Consider the following 17,062-nt stretch of genomic DNA (forward strand, 5'->3'; position numbering starts at 1 on the left):
ATACACTTCAATCATCCAATAAGTGTTAATTACTGTATCAAAATGTTAATTATTGACGCAACAGCACATGTCAATAAAAAATAATATACTTTTGCTAGAGATCATTTTAAAGTCTAAATGCCCCTTTTGAAAACATCACATTTAATATGAAAAAAATATTATCACCACTGTTCTTGGGAATCGCAGCTATTGCTTTATTTACCGTTAGTTGTGCTAAAAGTGACGACACACCTATTTATGATGCTGCTGCACAATTCAAAACTGATTCTGTCACGCTCAAAAATTATGTTGACAACAAGTTTCCAGATGCACAATATGATTCAGAAACTGGAATTTGGTATGAAATTCTGACCGAAGGCGAAGGCAATTACCAATATAAAATAGTGGATACTTTAAATGCTAAGTTCCTTAAATTTAAACCAACTGTAAAGTACACAGGTAGGTTATTGAGCGGAAGTATTTTTGACCAGACTGAAACCGATAAAACAACTACTTTTGAAATATTGACCAATACAGGATATCAGTACCCTTTTGTTAGCTCCATTATTCCAGCTTGGACATTCGCATTCGCTCCTAAGAAAGTAGGTGACGTCAAATTGGGCGGTTTGACCGAAAATGGACTACAAAAAGGAACAAAAATTCATATTATGGCTCCGTCGTTATATGGATACCAAAATCAAGCTGTGGGAACCATACCAGCCAATTCTCCTTTAGATTTTGTTATCGAAGTCGTGGATTTAAAATAATAACAAAGATTATGTTAAAAAACCTCCTAAAAAAGCTTTAGGAGGTTTTTTATTTATACCCCCTATTATTTGTAAGTATTCAAACGTATTCGTTTCTGTAAGAATCTAAAAGTATCGCTAACAATCGTTAAGCCTTTCTAGAAAAAATAAACCTAACCCTTAAAAGCTTAAGCTTAAATAGATGGACTGTTAAAACAACAAAAGCTCGAAGTGGGGAACTCCGAGCTTTACCTAACCAATTATTAACCTAAATTATGAAAAGTTCTTTATATATTATTTTGTATATATCTTTCTGTTTTGATATATCAAAGGTACTATAGATTCCGTTTCATGTCAAGAAATTTAACAGCATTTAACGTTGTTAAAATTATGTTAAAACAATTTAGCAAATTACAACAATTGAACACCGCTATTTTGACGATAATTTTTCAACCAATCTATGAATAATAACAGATTTGGGCTTTAGGCGAGGATTAAATTCATGGCCTATGCGGTCAATAGTCCAAACAAAAAATGCTACGATCAATTCGTGGGTAAGTAAATAAGCTAGTCACTCGTAGAATCTTAAAAAACAGTAGCCAATAAAGAAACACTTTCAATAAAAAGGAATAAATTTGTAATGAAGGTACCGCGTCTTAGGGCTGTGTACTATTGATACAAAACTTAAATCGTCAATCGTCATGTTTTTAACCACATAGCGGGTTTAACAAAGAAAAATTAAAAGGATGAAAATAGCTTTAGCCCAATTGAATTACCATATCGGTAATTTTGAAGCAAATACAGAGAAAATAATTCAAACCATCAACCAAGCCAAAGAAGCGTCGGCAGACCTTATCATCTTTGCCGAGCTCGCTATCGGAGGCTATCCCGCCAAAGACCTTTTACGGAATAGCATATTTAAAAAACAGTGTGATGAAGCTATTCACCAAATCGCCACCCATTGTCAGGATATTGCTTGTATTATCGGTGCCCCTGTCAGAAACAGCGATCCCGAAGGCAAAGAACTTTACAATAGCGCTGTGTTTATCGAAAAGGGTGCTGTTCGAAACATTGTAAAAAAGGGCCTGCTGCCAGACTACGATGTATTTGATGAATACCGTTACTTCGAACCCAACAAACGCTTCAATTGCATTACATTAAATGGTGTAAAAATAGCCCTGACTGTATGTGAGGACCTATGGGATGACGACGAGGGTGGAAACTCCTATGTCGGTGACCCAATGGCCGAACTCAGGAAAGAAAATCCTGATCTGTTGATCAATATCGCAGCGTCACCATTCTCATACACACATTTTGACGAACGGGTTAAGGTACTTTCCCGCCAGGTCAAGACCTACAGTCGCCCGCTGATCTATGTGAATCAAGTAGGTGCTCATATGGATATTATCTTCGATGGAAGGTCACTTGCACTTAATAATGAAGGAACAAAAATCGCGGAATTAAAACGGTTTGAAGAAGACTTACAATATGTTACTTATCATCAAAGGAATATCACCTCAACCACCGCAACGACAAAAGATCCCGCAACAGAGATCGCCTTGATCCATGATGCTCTGATCTTGGGACTACGGGATTATTTTCAAAAATCAGGTTTCAAAAGAGCAGTTTTAGGCCTTTCTGGCGGATTGGATTCGGCATTGGTAGCCGCCCTTGCCTGCGAAGCATTGGGAGCGGACAATGTACTATCCATTCTGATGCCTTCAGTCTATTCCTCAGACCATTCGATTAAAGATGCTATGGACCTGGTGAACAACACAGGCTGCAAACACCATATTGTACCGATAAAGGATATCGCGTCAGCATACGAAAATACACTTGCTCCTATTTTTGAAGGCTTGAAACCAGATACCACCGAAGAAAATATTCAAGCGCGTGCACGGGCTGTCATCCTAATGGCGATATCAAACAAGTTTGGCAACATTCTATTGAACACGTCTAACAAAAGCGAGGCTGCTGTAGGTTACGGCACCTTATATGGGGACATGGCGGGCTCCATCTCGGTCATTGGCGATGTTTATAAATCCAGAGCCTATGACCTGGCGCGTTATATCAATCGAGAGCGGGAGATTATCCCGGTTAACACGATTGAAAAAGCTCCTTCCGCAGAATTACGCCCCGATCAAAAAGATTCAGATTCCCTTCCTGAATATGATTTACTGGACAAGATCTTATTTGAATTGATCGAAAATGAAAAGAGCGGCTCCGAAATTGTAGCGATGGGATTCGAAAAAGCGTTAGTAGAGAGAGTCAATAAGTTGGTCAATAATGCTGAATTTAAACGTTTTCAGGCACCACCGATTTTACGGATCAGCCCCAAAGCTTTTGGTTCAGGAAGACAGATTCCGTTGGTAGCAAAATATTCCTATTAATTTTACAATTAGGATTAAACCATATCTGTAGTTTTTTGTCTAACATTAAAAATAAAATCCTGTACTATTTAGTACAACAACAAATTGCAAATAAACGCTTGATACTGCGTAAAAGCGATGAAAGCGGATAGTGAGGATTTAAAAACAGATTTAATAAATTAAAGTTCCATATAGGCCATGAAACCATCACGGGTATGAGGCTTAAAAAACAAAATCATACACGTGGTAGATTCATCACAGTTAATAAATAAATTACTACGATGAAAAAGATTCTATTATTTTTGGTGCTTTGCGTCGCGCTCGCATCATGTTCGTCTTATCAATACAATACCACTCGGGTAGAGAAGATGGATTTTACTCCTTTCAAGACGTATGCTTGGTTACCACCGGTAGACTCGCTTTCAAAGTCTTATTTTGATAATGATATTGCCAAAACTAATATTTTGGATGCAGCAAATGCGGCCTTGGAAGCAAAGGGGCTCCAGTATTCAAAAGATAATCCGGATCTATTATTCCGTTATATTACAATAGTCAATAACAAAAGCCGATTGGTATATGGCGGCGGCGGATATTATGGCTGGGGCGGTCCTTGGGGCTGGTACAGACCCTGGTTTTCACCTTACTATTACGGTGGTGGATATTATCCCGTTGCAAAAGAACGCTATCGTTATGGCCACTTGATTATCGAAGCTATCGACCGTAAAACAAATGCGGTGATCTGGCAAGCACGGGGGTCAGGTGATGTCGATAACCCAGAAAAAGCAATCAATAATATCAGTAAAGTCGCAACCGGAGTTATTGATTTGTTTCCTGTAAAAACATTAAAGAAATAAACGGAGTTTTTACAACTCCCATAAATCAAAAGGCTGGTCTAGTAGACCAGCCTTTTGATTTATAAGCATCTTGTATTGATCTGTTCCGAGCAATCACCTCGTTTTGTTTAATGAGCGGGTCATCCTTAAACCGATGGCCGCAATTTTAAATAAAATGGTACCTCGACGCGTTCCTTCGACTTGTTCATAATCAGTTCAGCAGCAAGCCGCCCCATCATTTCAAAATCAGTGGATATTGTCGTAATACCATTCAGGATAAATTTCTTCAATGGGGTTTCATTATAGGAAATGACTCCAACATCTTTTCCTATGACCAATTTATTCTGAATAACCTTGTTCAACAATTTCACGAGATCGTCTTCAATAATATTGATGTAGCATGTTCCCTTCTCTACGTTCTCTTCATCAATATCGGACACTAATTCGTGCTCAAAAGCATATTGCTGACAAAATTTGTAAAATCCCTTGATGATGGCTTTAGGAAAATCACTATAGTCCGGAAATACCAGTTTCAAATTTTTGTACTTACTAAGCACCTCATTGGCTTCTTCCAATGCGGAATAAATATCGTGTTCATAATTTTCGTATACCGCAGGAAAATCCCCAGGAACGTCCTCAATGAACTTACCCAACAACATCAGTTTATCTGTAGGGATCTTACGGATGATGTCGGGCGCTTTGTCTCTCCCCTCTTTAAAATGGGGAAATAAGACGTAGTAATCATATGTTTTGGTCAAGCTTCCCAGTAGGTTATTCAGGTAAGATAAATCCGAATTATAAACAAATAAGTCGAGGTTGGCGAAATCTCCGAGTTCCCTAGCAAAAGAATCATAAACAATTTTTTTATGTGCACTCAATTTATTGAGAAAAAGGGCAATCTTAAGTTTCGACTGTACATCGGTCTTGTTGACATAATATCCCTTACCTGGATTGGACGCAATAATATCATTTTTCTTCAAATAACGATATGCTTTTTCAACAGTATCACGCGATATTTCCAGATATGCACTTAATTCATTGATAGACGGCAACATATCGTTTCTGACCAATGTTTCATTTTTCACAGCATCGATAATGGTATTTGCTAATTGCAAATACTTGGGAGTAGCAGAAAAATCACTGATTTCTAAGGTTTTTAAAAACTGATTTACGGAACTGGTCATTGTTAGATTTTAATAATTATAAAATTAACGATTTGTTTATAAATATTTAAATAAAACACCCAAAAACAATTTGCCTCAGAAACCCGCCTCCATGCATCCCATAATAAAAGGTCCAGTGGCTTTCGTATCATTTTCACGAATACGTTCATTCACATAATAGTCATAACTACCGTCTCGATAAGGCTTTCCACCCAAACCAGCAACAGCATTACATTGCAACAATGTCAAAAGTTCATTTTCTCGTTTTAGCAATCTCTTTTGGATCCCCTGATATAACTTGTGTACCAAGGCCATGTAGCTTTCAGAAAGGTATTTTTTATTGATCCCTTTTGAATAAGCATATAGAAACATACTATTGACCGAAGCTTCCTGATAATTACCTTTTCTTTTTGGCTGGTCAATTACTTGCCACCACAGGCCTTCATCATCTTGATAGTTAGCAAGAGTCTTAGCTAACGATTGAGCCAATTGAATCAATTTGTCTCTTCTGGGATAATCTAAAGGCAACTCGTCCAATACATCGATGACGGCCATAAAATACCAGCCAATACTTCTGCCCCAAAAATTGGGCGACTGCCCCGTTTGGGGATTTGCCCAAGCTTGCTTTTTACTTTCGTCCCAAGCGTGATAATACAATCCTGTCCTAGGGTCCAATGTATGTTTAGCAGTAATTAAAATCTCATCGATAGCCTTGTCATAGTATTGGTCTTCCTTACTAAGTTTAGCATATTTTGCGAGAAAAGGTCCGGTCATATAAACGCCATCCAACCAGATCTGATGGGGATAAATCAGTTTGTGCCAATAGCCACCTTCGAGTGTTGTAGGTTGGTATGTTAGTTGGTGAACCAATGTTTCAATAGCGAGACGATATTTTTCTTTCTTAGTTTTTCCATAAAGTTCAAAGAGTATTTTTCCGGAATTGATAAAATCCACATTATACGAACTAAGCTCATATAGATGAATTTCTCCCTTTTCATTGATGAGTGTATCCGCCCACTTTTCTACGTAGTTGAAGTATTTTGCTTCTCCTGTCTTTTCGGCAACTTTTAACATGGCAAGACAGCCTAAGCCCTGTGAATAACCGAAATAAAGCCGTTTGCCGTGATCCAATTGCCAAGCTTCAGGGAAACGTTTCATTTCCGAATCTGCAAACTGTTGATACATCGATTGTGCTGTCAGCGTAGATACTATGCCCAGTAAGCATAGGAGAAGAATTATTTTTTTAAAGATCATATGTTGTCTTGTATGATTAAAATAAATATTTTACATTATTATACTACTTATCAAGAATATTGTTAACCATGACTCATTGTCGATATTTCACTTTAAGGTACTTTATAAATATTATCGTATCCAAATCGCTAAGACTTCTGGAGTTATGTCGTCAATGTCATTCGTTTTTCTTTTACATAGCGGCATATAATTATATTATGAACTTACCTTACGAGGAGGTAATAAATATGTACATCAGCCAGTAATGCTAAAAATATCACAAAAAGAAACAATAACCGTCCTGAGCTATCTTGATTTTGCATGCTGTCTGAACGATTTCGCGCAGCAAAATATTGACTTCGTCACATAGAAAAGTCACTCCGACCAGTGTTTCGTTTGTTTTCCCACGTGGAATTTTCATTTCCCCCTATGGAAAAATCGTTCAGACACCCGACTTTTTCATTTCGCCGAGTGACAAAACGAAAAAGTCCTTTAGCTAAACAAAGAAGTCGGGGGACTTTTTCATTTCGACAGGCGTCAGTGATATTTTGCCCTAAGGGGAAATGAAACGTTCACCTGTCGAACTCATTTCGCCAAGTGGAAAAATTGCGCAAATACAGCGCAATTTCCCATAGACAGAGCGCAAAATCGATCGGAGGGACACAATACATCCTAATAGAGTGGATGCTGCTGACCGGTCAGTCCTGGATTATTATCAATGGTCGTCGTACTTAACGGGACTATCTCCACTTTGTTTTTTTCCAGACCTCTATAAATATTACTTACCCAAGTCGCTGTAGGGGTCAAGGCGTTTGAAAAGAAAATCGATTGATTGCTATACATATCCAATAAGGTGTATCCTTGCGCAGTTAATTCGGCTTTTTTTGTTACATCCGGCGCCTCTTTAAATGATATAAATTCTTGTGCAATAAGCGGATCATTAAACATATTGGCCGGCGTCATTTTGTACGCACGGAATAAATCCACGTTTGCGTACTTTCCTGTATGTCCTGCCAGATCCAATAACTCCTGCTTGGTCTGGGTCAGCTTTTCGAACAATATTCCCCAACGAATCAGATCGGTCCGCCGCCATCCCTCAAACCCCAGTTCCAGTTTACGTTCCTGGATAATGGCATCCCGAAACCCTTGATAAGATGTTGCTGTTGTCCCAATTTTAGCTTTATCATTTTTAAATGCACGTAGACGCACTTGCTCGTACAGATCTTTTGCGATTGTAGTTGGTCCCTGATTGATTTCATTTTCAGCTTCAGCGTACATCAGCAGAATATCAGCATACCGTAATTCGATCCAATTAATATCCCTTTGATTGACAGCAATGCCTTTTTCTGATTTCCAATTGACTCTAAATTTACCGATGGTATTACTTGCATAGGTATTCATCTGGTGCTTACTATCTGCTGTGATGGAATAAGATGCAATCGTGACATCACGGCGGCTATCTCCCTCTTCAAATTCAAAATAATAGGTTGGAAAGGCTGCCATTGCTGGCTGTGCTTTGCCATAGAAGGAATTTGTGTGCGAAAAAAATCCATTTGTATAACCAATCCTTCCATCATTGCGATCTGCACCCTTTTGCCCATACTCCAACATAGACTCATTATCGTATTTTCCATTGATCACGTTTCTGAAGATCATTTCGTAATCAATCAAACTATTTTCACCCCGGTCTACAACCGCTTTGCAAGCATCTCTAGCGATTTGATATAACTCTTGAATCCTGGCCTGATCCGGACGTTTACTCAACTTCACACTACTTGCCGAATAAGAGTTTAGATCCCAACGCAGCGAATATCCTGCCGCGTATAAGGCCGTCCTAGCCAATAGTCCATAAGCTGCATTCTTTGAAATACGTTCTACGGATAAACCAGATTCTCCTTTCCAAGGGAGTAACGCAATAGCGTTTTGTAAATCTTCGACACAGGCATCCATGATCGTATCACGGCTCACACGGGAAGAAGAGAAGCTCCCCGCGTCGACTACGGGAATACGCGGAAAAGGAACATCTCCAAAATAACGTACTACATTCAACATATTTTTGGCTCGTATAGCCAGTGCCTCGCCAAGGAGCATATCAAGTTTTTTCTTTTCTGAATCAGTCTTAGGCTGCATTAGCGGAATATTCTTAATCAATACATTAACCTGTTCAACACCAGAATACATTGCTGTGTAGGTCGAAGATGGGCTTGTTGCTGGGGTGTACACATAGTTAGAAACTTGATTTTTTGAGTTGGTCTCCCCCTCGGTGGAAAAGCATTCGTCGGTACCCATACCAAATTGGTAATACAGTTCTGAATTAAAAACACTCGTATAAGCACCTAGTAAAGCCATTTCTACACGATCGGCATTTTCAAAGATATTACTGCTATCGTAATCACTTTGGGAAGGAAGTTCCAAAAATTTCTTACATGATCCTGTTACCAATAGACAGGCTATGCTCAATATTGTTACAATTCTTTTCATTGGAATAAAGTGTTTTAGCCTTTATAAATCTTTAGCAATCTCTTTACTAATCTTGTCGCCTCGATTCATTAAAAACTATTTTTTGTCATAACGATTCGTTAAATCGCATTAAATTATTTTGTTTGTAGTCCTGCTATATTTCAATCGAATCAATCACTCAAAACGTCAAATTAAAGCCTACAACAAAACTTTTTGTTCTTGGATAGGCAGAGTTATCCACTCCTCTCGTTAAAATAGACGATGTTGATGCTACTTCAGGGTCATAACCCGAGAATTTGGTAAATGTATGAATGTTGTTGAGCGTCAAGAAAACCCGCATTTTTCGCAAATAAGCATGTTTGGACAATTCTTGAGGCATAGTATAGCCCAAGGTTATATTGTTAATACGTAAAAAAGATGCGTCTTCCAGATAATAGTCCAATGCATCACTTATCGCAATATTATTGGTCGAATTTAGACTCCATACTTGCTCTTTCTGATGCTGATCAGGGTTCAGTTCGGCCAAACGGTTGAGATCTTTGGTCTCTGCTCCAGTAATAGGATCAATTAACGTAAATCGATCCGCCATTCTCTCCAATGAATTCTGATTCGGTAAATAAGGTCCCATAAAACGTTGTGTATTCATATTAAATGCCTTATTACCGTATGCGAAATTTAGAAACACATTTAAATCAAAATTTTTATAGGAAAAATTATTCCCAATTCCACCAAAAAACTTCGGTTCAGGATTTCCTATTACCGTACGATCATTGGTTGACCATACGGGATTACCATTGCTATCGGTCTCGCCTGCTGTTGGTAAATATTTGACATCGCCTGGTTTAATACTCGTTCTGTTTTTCCCTTTTAATGATGCTACCCCATCTTTCAACATGTAGCTACCATCCCCATTCTGAATAAAATCATCTGTAGTATATACACCGTCGTATTTGTAACCATAAAATTGCCCCACAGTCTCGCCAACTCTTGTTATGAAGTCAATTCTTGAGCTGAGATTATTCAACATAAAATCGCTATTTTCACTACTAGATCCGTATAGGCCAAGCGTTTTTGACCTATTAAATGTGATATTGAAATTAGTCTGCCATTGAAAATTCTGTTTTTTGATATTCAATGTGCGTAACGTAAACTCTACTCCCCGATTTCGTAGGGCCGCCACATTTTGATTTTGATAGCTATATCCTGTTGAGGTCGGAATTGTCTGTTTCAATAAAAGATTACTCGATTTGTTGGAATAAAAATCGGTTGTCAAGCTAATACGATTCTTTAAAATAGCAATATCTAACGCAATATTAGACGTTTGGGTCTTCTCCCATTGCAACTCAGGATTCCCCAGCAAATCACTTGGTTTCAAACCTATTACCTCTGTATTATTGATTGCAGCGATTGTCGACCCATATAAGGTAGTATATGTCACGTTTCCAATATTATCGTTTCCGGTAGATCCGTAACCAGCGCGTACTTTTAACTGATCAAAAAAGTTCTGGCCTACCATAAAATGCTCCTTATGGATATTCCAGGCTGCTGAGGCTGAGGGGAAATAACCCCATTGATGCCCTTCCTTGAATTTAGAGTTGCCATCTGCACGCAATGTAGCCGTAAAAAGATAACGATCATCATAATTATAGATCGCTCGCGCAAATCCAGAGACAAGTCCATACCGGCCTTCGTCAACATCAGCACGATCTATTCGAGTTGCCAAGGACACATCGTTCAATCCAAAATTACTCTGCGGAAACCCATAATATGTATGTCCCAAGCTTTGATCTTTGGAATACAGGATCTCATGTCCCATCATTAGATTTAGATGGTGCTTTTCAAGCTGTTTCATCCAAGACAGTGTATTGGTGAGCTGCCATTGATACCCTTCTGCATTACCTCTTGATCCGTATGGACCACCATTATTACGGGCATTTACTGTACGGCCATCATCCCACATGTCATTTCTCGTTTGCTTCCACTGGTAGGACCCCGCGGTTCGAAAGGTAAAATCATTAAGGAATTTGACGTTTAGACTCAAATTGGCCACAGCCAAACGGCTGGCCCTGGTCTTCGTAATCGCATCGTTCATGATAATAGGGTTGTAAATATCATATTGCGAATCTACTGCCTGAAGCTCTTCAGCAATATCGGCATGCAGCAATTGATCGTTGGTGAATCGGACTCCCCCGGTAACCGGTTGCAAGATGGACATCTTAAGCATCCCACCTAATGAACCTCCGCCTTGTGTATTCGCATCTTGCAGTAAGGTGTTAAAATCCAAATCAACGCCTTTAAAAAGGTTGTGATTGATTTTCGCCCTTAAGCTATTGCGATTGTAGCCGGATTTAGCCAATATACCATCTTGACTCATATTATTGTAACTCAGCATTAACTTCGTCTTTTCATTTCCCCCGTTTATATTGACATTATGGTTCTGTAAAATGGCTGAACCACCAAAAACTTCCTGTTGCCAATCAATCGCAGTACGATTGCCATACTCCTGCTGTATCCGTGCATATGCATTGCTCGCAAAACCCGGAGCTGAGGTATCCCCGCCAAACATATTTGCGAATTGCTGCTGCCGGCCACCTAAGGTCTGGTATTCATATTGATATTTCACATAATCTTCTACCCTCAACAAATCCAATTTCTTGCTTAGTTTTTCAAAACTGAAATAGGTATTGTAATCTATATTGGTCCGACCAGATTTTGCAGACTTTGTGGTGACTAATATAACACCATTAGCACCTCTAGAACCGTAAATAGCAGAAGCTGAAGCATCTTTCAATACATCGATACTTTCGATATCACTAGCATCCACACTACTCAATCCTCCATCCATAACAAAACCATCAACAATGACCAATGGATTGCTCGATCCTGAGAAACTTGTCCCACCACGAACAGTAACATTGACTGCCGACCCCGGGGCACCACTTTGCGTAACAATGTTGACTCCGGCAATCTTTCCAGTCAATGCTTGCGCTGCAGTTGTCACCGGTATATCCTTGATTTCACTTCCTTTGACCGAGCCCACGGCGCCAGTCAAATCTCGCTTTCTGGCTGTACCATATCCAATAACAACAACTTCATCAAGATCACGATTGGATTTTTTCAATTGCACTCTAATTGGTACATTTTCTTTGACAACAAACGTTGTCGTTTCATAACCGACGCTTGATAACTGCAAGATATCGCCTTCTTTCGCTACATATTGGAATAATCCTTTGGAATCAGTTTGTAGCGTTCGATCTGTTCCTTTTATACGGATACTTACTCCAGTAAGAGGCACATTTGCGTCATCGACCACCACTCCGGCAATTTTATTTGACTGTGCCCAGAGATGGAACGGCAAGGCTAAGGTCGCCAACGCTAACTTAAGCTTTGAATTAAACAACACAGATTTACCCTTGGGTGATTTTTTTAATATTCGCATTATAATTTAGTATATTGACGTTTTCATCGGGTTATTAAATCGCATTTTATGCAACATAGGACTTGCTTGCAGCACATAAAAATGGGCGACTTGCAAGGGACAGCTTCCTTTCCTAGGAAACCATTTCTTTATTTCGCCCTCTTATTTCTGCTGCGCTAACAAGATCAAATAAGCTTCAATATTTAAATAGCCCTTGAACAAGGGATGTTCACTCGGCCTTAGGGCATCCAGATTATCGTTCTTATTCAATTTCAATTTTTCTTCCCATATATCAGGTATGCCATCATTATCTGAATCGAGTAGAAGATTAGCGCTTTCCAGTCGTCCCAACCCACCATTGTCCAAAGGAAGATCCGATTCGCGATAGGTATAAAATCCGAGTGTGCCTTTGCTCTGTAATTCCTGAATTAAAAAAGCATCAACCTGATCTCTTTGGGGCAAGGTGGCACCGACATGATCAATGAGGTAGGCATACGTTTTTTTAGCGCTCATTTTGGGCCTCAAGGTGGGGTAGGTCTCGTAGAAGTCGGCTGTTTTAAAATTGTCTGCAGCTAGCCCTGGATACCAGGCGGCTGTAGCTTCGATTAGTTCTCCGTCCAGCTTGCCGTTCTGATTATTATCAAAATAATTCCCCGACTGATAGAGATTAAAGTTACCGTTTCCTCTAGAAAATGGGGTTTCTTTTGTCTTTGGGGTTGACGGACCGCCCACAAAATAATTATTTAAGATGGTCACATTAGACTCTCCGGAGGATTCACCACCAAGAATGTAAGCATCTGCAGATATGGCATGATCGGGATAGGTTGTATTGGCATTGCCAAAGTTATAAACAACATTATTGACAAATTCGTTAATGCCTTTCACTTTCGGATTTCTAGTCTTATTGCTATGATAAAGTGATTTGATGATAGATATCTTCCCTCCGGTCTGTATCAAGCCGCCGGCAGAGTGATTATGACGATGTAGCCCCTGCCCAATGATTGAATTCTGGATGGTAATACTATCTGGCTCGTTACCTTTGTTATCCCAGTTTATGGAGAACACCTCATCCAGTCCCCAGGTAAAAGACATATGGTCGAGCATGATATTTTTTCCGTTGGCAATACCGGATGCATCATCACTTTTCCCGGCCCCGGCATTTGCGCCGAGCCTGATCCTAACGAAGCGTGCAATCGTCCCATTTGAGCCAGAAAAAGAAACTTTCCTTCCATATAGGACCACACCATCGCCTGGCGCCGTATGTCCGGCGATGGTGGTGTTTGCGGCAACGGCTAGATTAGATTTTAATTTAATAATACCGGATACATTAAACAATACAAAACGTCCAGGCTTGCTCACCGCATCGCGAAACGAGCCTGGACCGCTGTCATCCAGATTTGTTACAAAATAGACACTTGGTGTAGTTGCTCCCCTGGCTCCGGTAGCAAAACGGCCAAAGCCTTCTGCTCCAGGAAAAGCAAGTAACCTTCCGCCGTCAGTTGTAGCATTACTTTCAGCCCATTCAATCCATTCCAATCTAGAAACAAGTGCATCTTTGGAACAAGAAAGAAGAATCATAGCCAAAGCGCCAAAAGAAAATAGACACTGTCTTTTCATAATGATGAGATTTTCAAGCCAACAGTGCTGGCTTTAGGGTTTATAATTGTTATATATTGGTTTACACAATATTACACAATGCAACCGGTTTCATCATCCTGCACTGTACTGTTGTATGTCAAAAAGACACCACGGTATCGCAGCCTGTTTTCTCTTATTTTTTGTGTTTTGTTACTATTCGCGCGTTTTCCGGTAAGAAAGTCGGTTCCCAGCCATCCAACACCTTCTCTTTTGTAAATTGCTGCGCTTCGGCATCGGTCAGCTGATGTGACCAGCTAACTCGGCTGTTTATATGAGCTCCTTCACCACTGCTCTTATATTCCGCATAATATGCCGTCTTTTCATTCTCAGGATTTCCCCAATTATGCCAGCCCTGCGGTCGAATATGTTTTCCCATTTCAGTATTCATAAAGACAACTTTTGCGTAAGGTCGCCAAGGTCGACCCAACCACACCTCTGAGACATTGCTTGCAGCGGTTAGTTTACAGTCGACAAAGACATAACCATATTGCTGCTCAGCCGGAGTAGAGGCAGCGGTAATATAACCACCGGTACGGTTGCTATGAACCTGGCATTTGGAAAACAAGGTCGAGGAACCGCCGAACATAAAATCCACAGAGCCTTCTATATAACAATTTTCCAACAGGGACTTTGTTCCATTGTGTCCGTACCAGGTATCCTGATATCCCAACATTTTACAATCATTAAAGGCTGACCTAGGCGCGTCAATATATAAAGCGACCGCTTGTCCGGCATCCATGCCGGCAGAATTGGCGAAGGTAAGTCTTTCACCAACAAATTGATCTCCTTTTATATATACAGAGCGGGAATCTGCGGTTCCATATGTACCACCGCCAGGCTTAGTTTTACCACTGTAATTGTCAAATGTCAAAATAGTCGTTTCTTTATCTTCACCTATCAGGTGAATAAGGGGTTTATTTTGCGGTATTTCAACGACTTCTTTATAGGTTCCGGATTTGATATAGATATAAAAGGGTTGTGCTCCATTAACGGGAGCTGCATGAATGGCTTCCTGTACAGAAACATAATCTCCGGTACCATCTTTTGCCACAACAATATCCGGTACGAAATCCTCTTTGGGCATCGCTGCAGTTGTAAACGTCTTCATTTGTTTTTTGGAGGTAAGGGATGGCGATGTAAGGCTTATGCTCCGCAATCTGACTGTATAAGCCGTATTTGCGTCCAAACCCTCAAAGGTATATTTGGTATTCTTTATCGTATCTGACTGCCTCAAAGTTGAGACAAAAGAAGGTCCTTTTGAAAGTTCCGCAAAATATCCGTCTGCACCAGCAATGGGATTCCAGCTGACGGCTGCTTGATTATGCTGGCTTTCAATATGTACCTCTTGGGGACCTTCTAATTCAGACAGCACATGTTGATTATACAACATTTCATTTTTGCAGGAAAGAAGAAATAGGATGCAATTGAAATAAACTGCACTATTGATCCAATGTAAGATTTGATTTTTCATCGAACTACTGTTAATATAAATGTTTTACCAAACTATTTAAATATACCTCAACGTTATCATAGCCCTCACTCAAATCCCTATCATTTGCATTTGCTTTGCTCGGATCCAATTTATTGGCGATCTCCCATTCATCCGGCATGCCGTCCCCATCGCTGTCTTTTAGTACTGTCCCTTGTTTGAGTTGAGGCCATCCACCAACATCGTCTTGTGAGTCAATGATGCCATTCCGGCTCCGCTCATCGCCACTAGATCCGTTCGCCGTAAAATTTCCATTCTTAACTGTATTTATAATCCGGATGTCAGCATCATCCCGTACGAGTGAGGCACCCACTTTCTCCAGAACGGCTTGATAAGCTTGTTCAGCTGATTCGGTTTTCACATTATCTTCAATCGGCAAAGCTGCTGTCAACCGGATGGCACTTAGCGTAGCCGCGTCCAATACGCCATATTTTGCATTGAATTGATTCGCAACGGCATTTGTCCAGTTATCGGAATTAGCCAGATCATTTCCTTCAATGCTATTTCCCTGAACATAAAATTCGCCCCATTTGTTGTAAATGGGTGAAGCCTCGTTTTTCAGATATTTATCGATGGATACTATTCGACCACGAACACCAGACCGCGTAGCAGGACCAGGTTTATAATAATTATTAACCATATTGACATGCATCGCTTCACCACCATAACCGCTATTGCTTGCCCAATTGTAGAAAACGTTATTTCGGATATCAACGAGATCCGTCAATGCATACTCCGATCCTTCGCGCTCCCCTAAACGTGGATTTCGGCTGTCATGATGCGCTACCAGATTGTGATGAAATGTTGCTTTCTTTCCACCCCAAATAGCCCCGTAACCATGGGCTCCTTTTAAATGTGCTGACAAACGTAAACTTTCGGCTATTATACACCATTGCATGGTGAAGTTATCGTTATTATAAAATGACGCACATTCATCTGTAGACCAACTCATCGAACAATGGTCAACCAGTATATTTTTGCGTTCAAAACCACCTACCGCATCCCCCTCAGCCTGCTGTCGGTCCCCCATCCGGAATCGTATAAATCGGATGACGACGTTATCGGCTTTGACAGTGACAGGATAATCTTGTAGGCAGATTCCGTCTCCGGGAGCGGATTGTCCGGCGATAGTCAGGTCGCCATTCTTAATATCCAGGTTACTCTTTAATACGATATTGCCGGATACTTCAAAGACGATAATACGTGCCCCAGTTTGGTTTAGCGCTTCGCGCAGGCTCCCTGCTCCCGAATCATTCAAATTGGTCACTTTGATGACATGCCCGCCTCGGCCACCAGTAATCTGACGTGCAAAGCCTTCAGCCCCGGGAAAAGCATATACCTGCTCCGTAGCAACAGCTTCTGTCTGAAAAGACTTGTATATGCTTCGCGATGTAAATGCCGGATTGTCACGATCAATTGCCCGAATCCGCAACGTATAATCTGTCTTGGGTTTTAAATCAGCAAAGACATATTGTTCATTTTGAATGGTATCGCTGGAGTAAAGCACCTTACCGAAGGAGGTTCCTTCCGCTAATTGCAGGAGATGGCCATCTGCTAATGGGTCTTTCGTCCAGCTAAAATTTACCTTTGTCCCTTCGATTTGCACATTTAGATTCGAAGGATCCGCCAATACTCCCCCGTTGTCAGGCTGCTGTACAATGGATTTCGAACATGCGGCATACATGCTAACCGTAGTTAACAGTAGTACTGTTGATAATTTCATCATGTTAAGTA

Annotated in this window: 10 protein-coding genes; 3 read left to right on the plus strand and 7 right to left on the minus strand. The window is 40.3% G+C overall.

Annotated elements, in window-relative coordinates; genetic code table 11:
- The first annotated feature begins 146 nt into the window (after window positions 1–146).
- The 3 genes from B4A24_RS00715 (at window position 147) to B4A24_RS00725 (ending at window position 3,948) form a co-directional block, all read left to right on the plus strand.
- Window positions 147–746, plus strand: coding sequence for an FKBP-type peptidyl-prolyl cis-trans isomerase (locus B4A24_RS00715; protein WP_293941329.1), 600 nt, complete (start codon window positions 147–149; stop codon window positions 744–746).
- Window positions 747–1,471: 725 nt separating this feature from the next.
- Complete coding sequence (locus tag B4A24_RS00720) at window positions 1,472–3,115, plus strand: NAD+ synthase (protein ID WP_293941332.1); 1,644 nt, start codon at window positions 1,472–1,474, stop codon at window positions 3,113–3,115.
- Window positions 3,116–3,375: 260 nt separating this feature from the next.
- Window positions 3,376–3,948: a DUF4136 domain-containing protein gene (locus B4A24_RS00725; RefSeq protein WP_104383843.1), complete on the plus strand. Its 573-nt coding sequence runs from the start codon at window positions 3,376–3,378 to the stop codon at window positions 3,946–3,948.
- 125 nt (window positions 3,949–4,073) lie between these two features.
- Here the strand turns inward: B4A24_RS00725 and B4A24_RS00730 are convergent, their stop codons facing one another.
- The 7 genes from B4A24_RS00730 to B4A24_RS00760 form a co-directional block, all read right to left on the minus strand.
- A complete protein-coding gene (locus tag B4A24_RS00730; protein ID WP_172396306.1) occupies window positions 4,074–5,111 on the minus strand; it encodes a GntR family transcriptional regulator in 1,038 nt (345 codons plus the stop codon).
- Between the two features lie 75 nt (window positions 5,112–5,186).
- Window positions 5,187–6,344 (minus strand): glycoside hydrolase family 88/105 protein, encoded by a 1,158-nt coding sequence (locus B4A24_RS00735; protein WP_293941340.1) that lies wholly within the window; start codon window positions 6,342–6,344, stop codon window positions 5,187–5,189.
- A 651-nt stretch (window positions 6,345–6,995) separates the two neighbouring features.
- The gene (locus B4A24_RS00740; protein ID WP_293941343.1) at window positions 6,996–8,804 is read right to left on the minus strand and encodes a RagB/SusD family nutrient uptake outer membrane protein; all 1,809 of its coding nucleotides are present in this window, start codon (window positions 8,802–8,804) and stop codon (window positions 6,996–6,998) included.
- Window positions 8,805–8,961: 157 nt separating this feature from the next.
- The gene (locus tag B4A24_RS00745) at window positions 8,962–12,222 is read right to left on the minus strand and encodes a SusC/RagA family TonB-linked outer membrane protein (RefSeq protein ID WP_293941346.1); all 3,261 of its coding nucleotides are present in this window, start codon (window positions 12,220–12,222) and stop codon (window positions 8,962–8,964) included.
- Between the two features lie 141 nt (window positions 12,223–12,363).
- On the minus strand, window positions 12,364–13,818 hold the full coding sequence (locus B4A24_RS00750) for a pectate lyase family protein (RefSeq protein WP_293941348.1): 1,455 nt from the start codon (window positions 13,816–13,818) through the stop codon (window positions 12,364–12,366).
- Window positions 13,819–13,972: 154 nt separating this feature from the next.
- Window positions 13,973–15,310 carry a pectinesterase family protein gene (locus B4A24_RS00755; RefSeq protein WP_293941351.1) on the minus strand — a complete coding sequence of 446 codons (1,338 nt, stop codon included), beginning with the start codon at window positions 15,308–15,310 and terminating at the stop codon, window positions 13,973–13,975.
- Between the two features lie 10 nt (window positions 15,311–15,320).
- Window positions 15,321–17,054, minus strand: a complete 1,734-nt coding sequence (locus B4A24_RS00760; protein WP_293941354.1) for a fibronectin type III domain-containing protein — start codon at window positions 17,052–17,054, stop codon at window positions 15,321–15,323.
- Between the last annotated feature and the right edge of the window lie 8 nt (window positions 17,055–17,062).

It is taken from the genome of Sphingobacterium sp. UBA7249 (assembly GCF_002472835.1).
GTDB classification, from domain to species: Bacteria; Bacteroidota; Bacteroidia; order Sphingobacteriales; family Sphingobacteriaceae; genus Sphingobacterium; species Sphingobacterium prati.

Bases quoted from the DNA above. Each gene is read 5' to 3' on its own strand.
- B4A24_RS00735 (WP_293941340.1), bottom strand. From the start codon at position 6,344: ATGATCTTTAAAAAAATAATTCTTCTCCTATGCTTACTGGGCATAGTA.
- B4A24_RS00720 (WP_293941332.1), top strand. From the start codon at position 1,472: ATGAAAATAGCTTTAGCCCAATTGAATTACCATATCGGTAATTTTGAA.
- B4A24_RS00730 (WP_172396306.1), bottom strand. From the start codon at position 5,111: ATGACCAGTTCCGTAAATCAGTTTTTAAAAACCTTAGAAATCAGTGAT.
- B4A24_RS00745 (WP_293941346.1), bottom strand. From the start codon at position 12,222: ATGCGAATATTAAAAAAATCACCCAAGGGTAAATCTGTGTTGTTTAAT.
- B4A24_RS00760 (WP_293941354.1), bottom strand. From the start codon at position 17,054: ATGATGAAATTATCAACAGTACTACTGTTAACTACGGTTAGCATGTAT.
- B4A24_RS00740 (WP_293941343.1), bottom strand. From the start codon at position 8,804: ATGAAAAGAATTGTAACAATATTGAGCATAGCCTGTCTATTGGTAACA.
- B4A24_RS00725 (WP_104383843.1), top strand. From the start codon at position 3,376: ATGAAAAAGATTCTATTATTTTTGGTGCTTTGCGTCGCGCTCGCATCA.
- B4A24_RS00715 (WP_293941329.1), top strand. From the start codon at position 147: ATGAAAAAAATATTATCACCACTGTTCTTGGGAATCGCAGCTATTGCT.
- B4A24_RS00755 (WP_293941351.1), bottom strand. From the start codon at position 15,310: ATGAAAAATCAAATCTTACATTGGATCAATAGTGCAGTTTATTTCAAT.
- B4A24_RS00750 (WP_293941348.1), bottom strand. From the start codon at position 13,818: ATGAAAAGACAGTGTCTATTTTCTTTTGGCGCTTTGGCTATGATTCTT.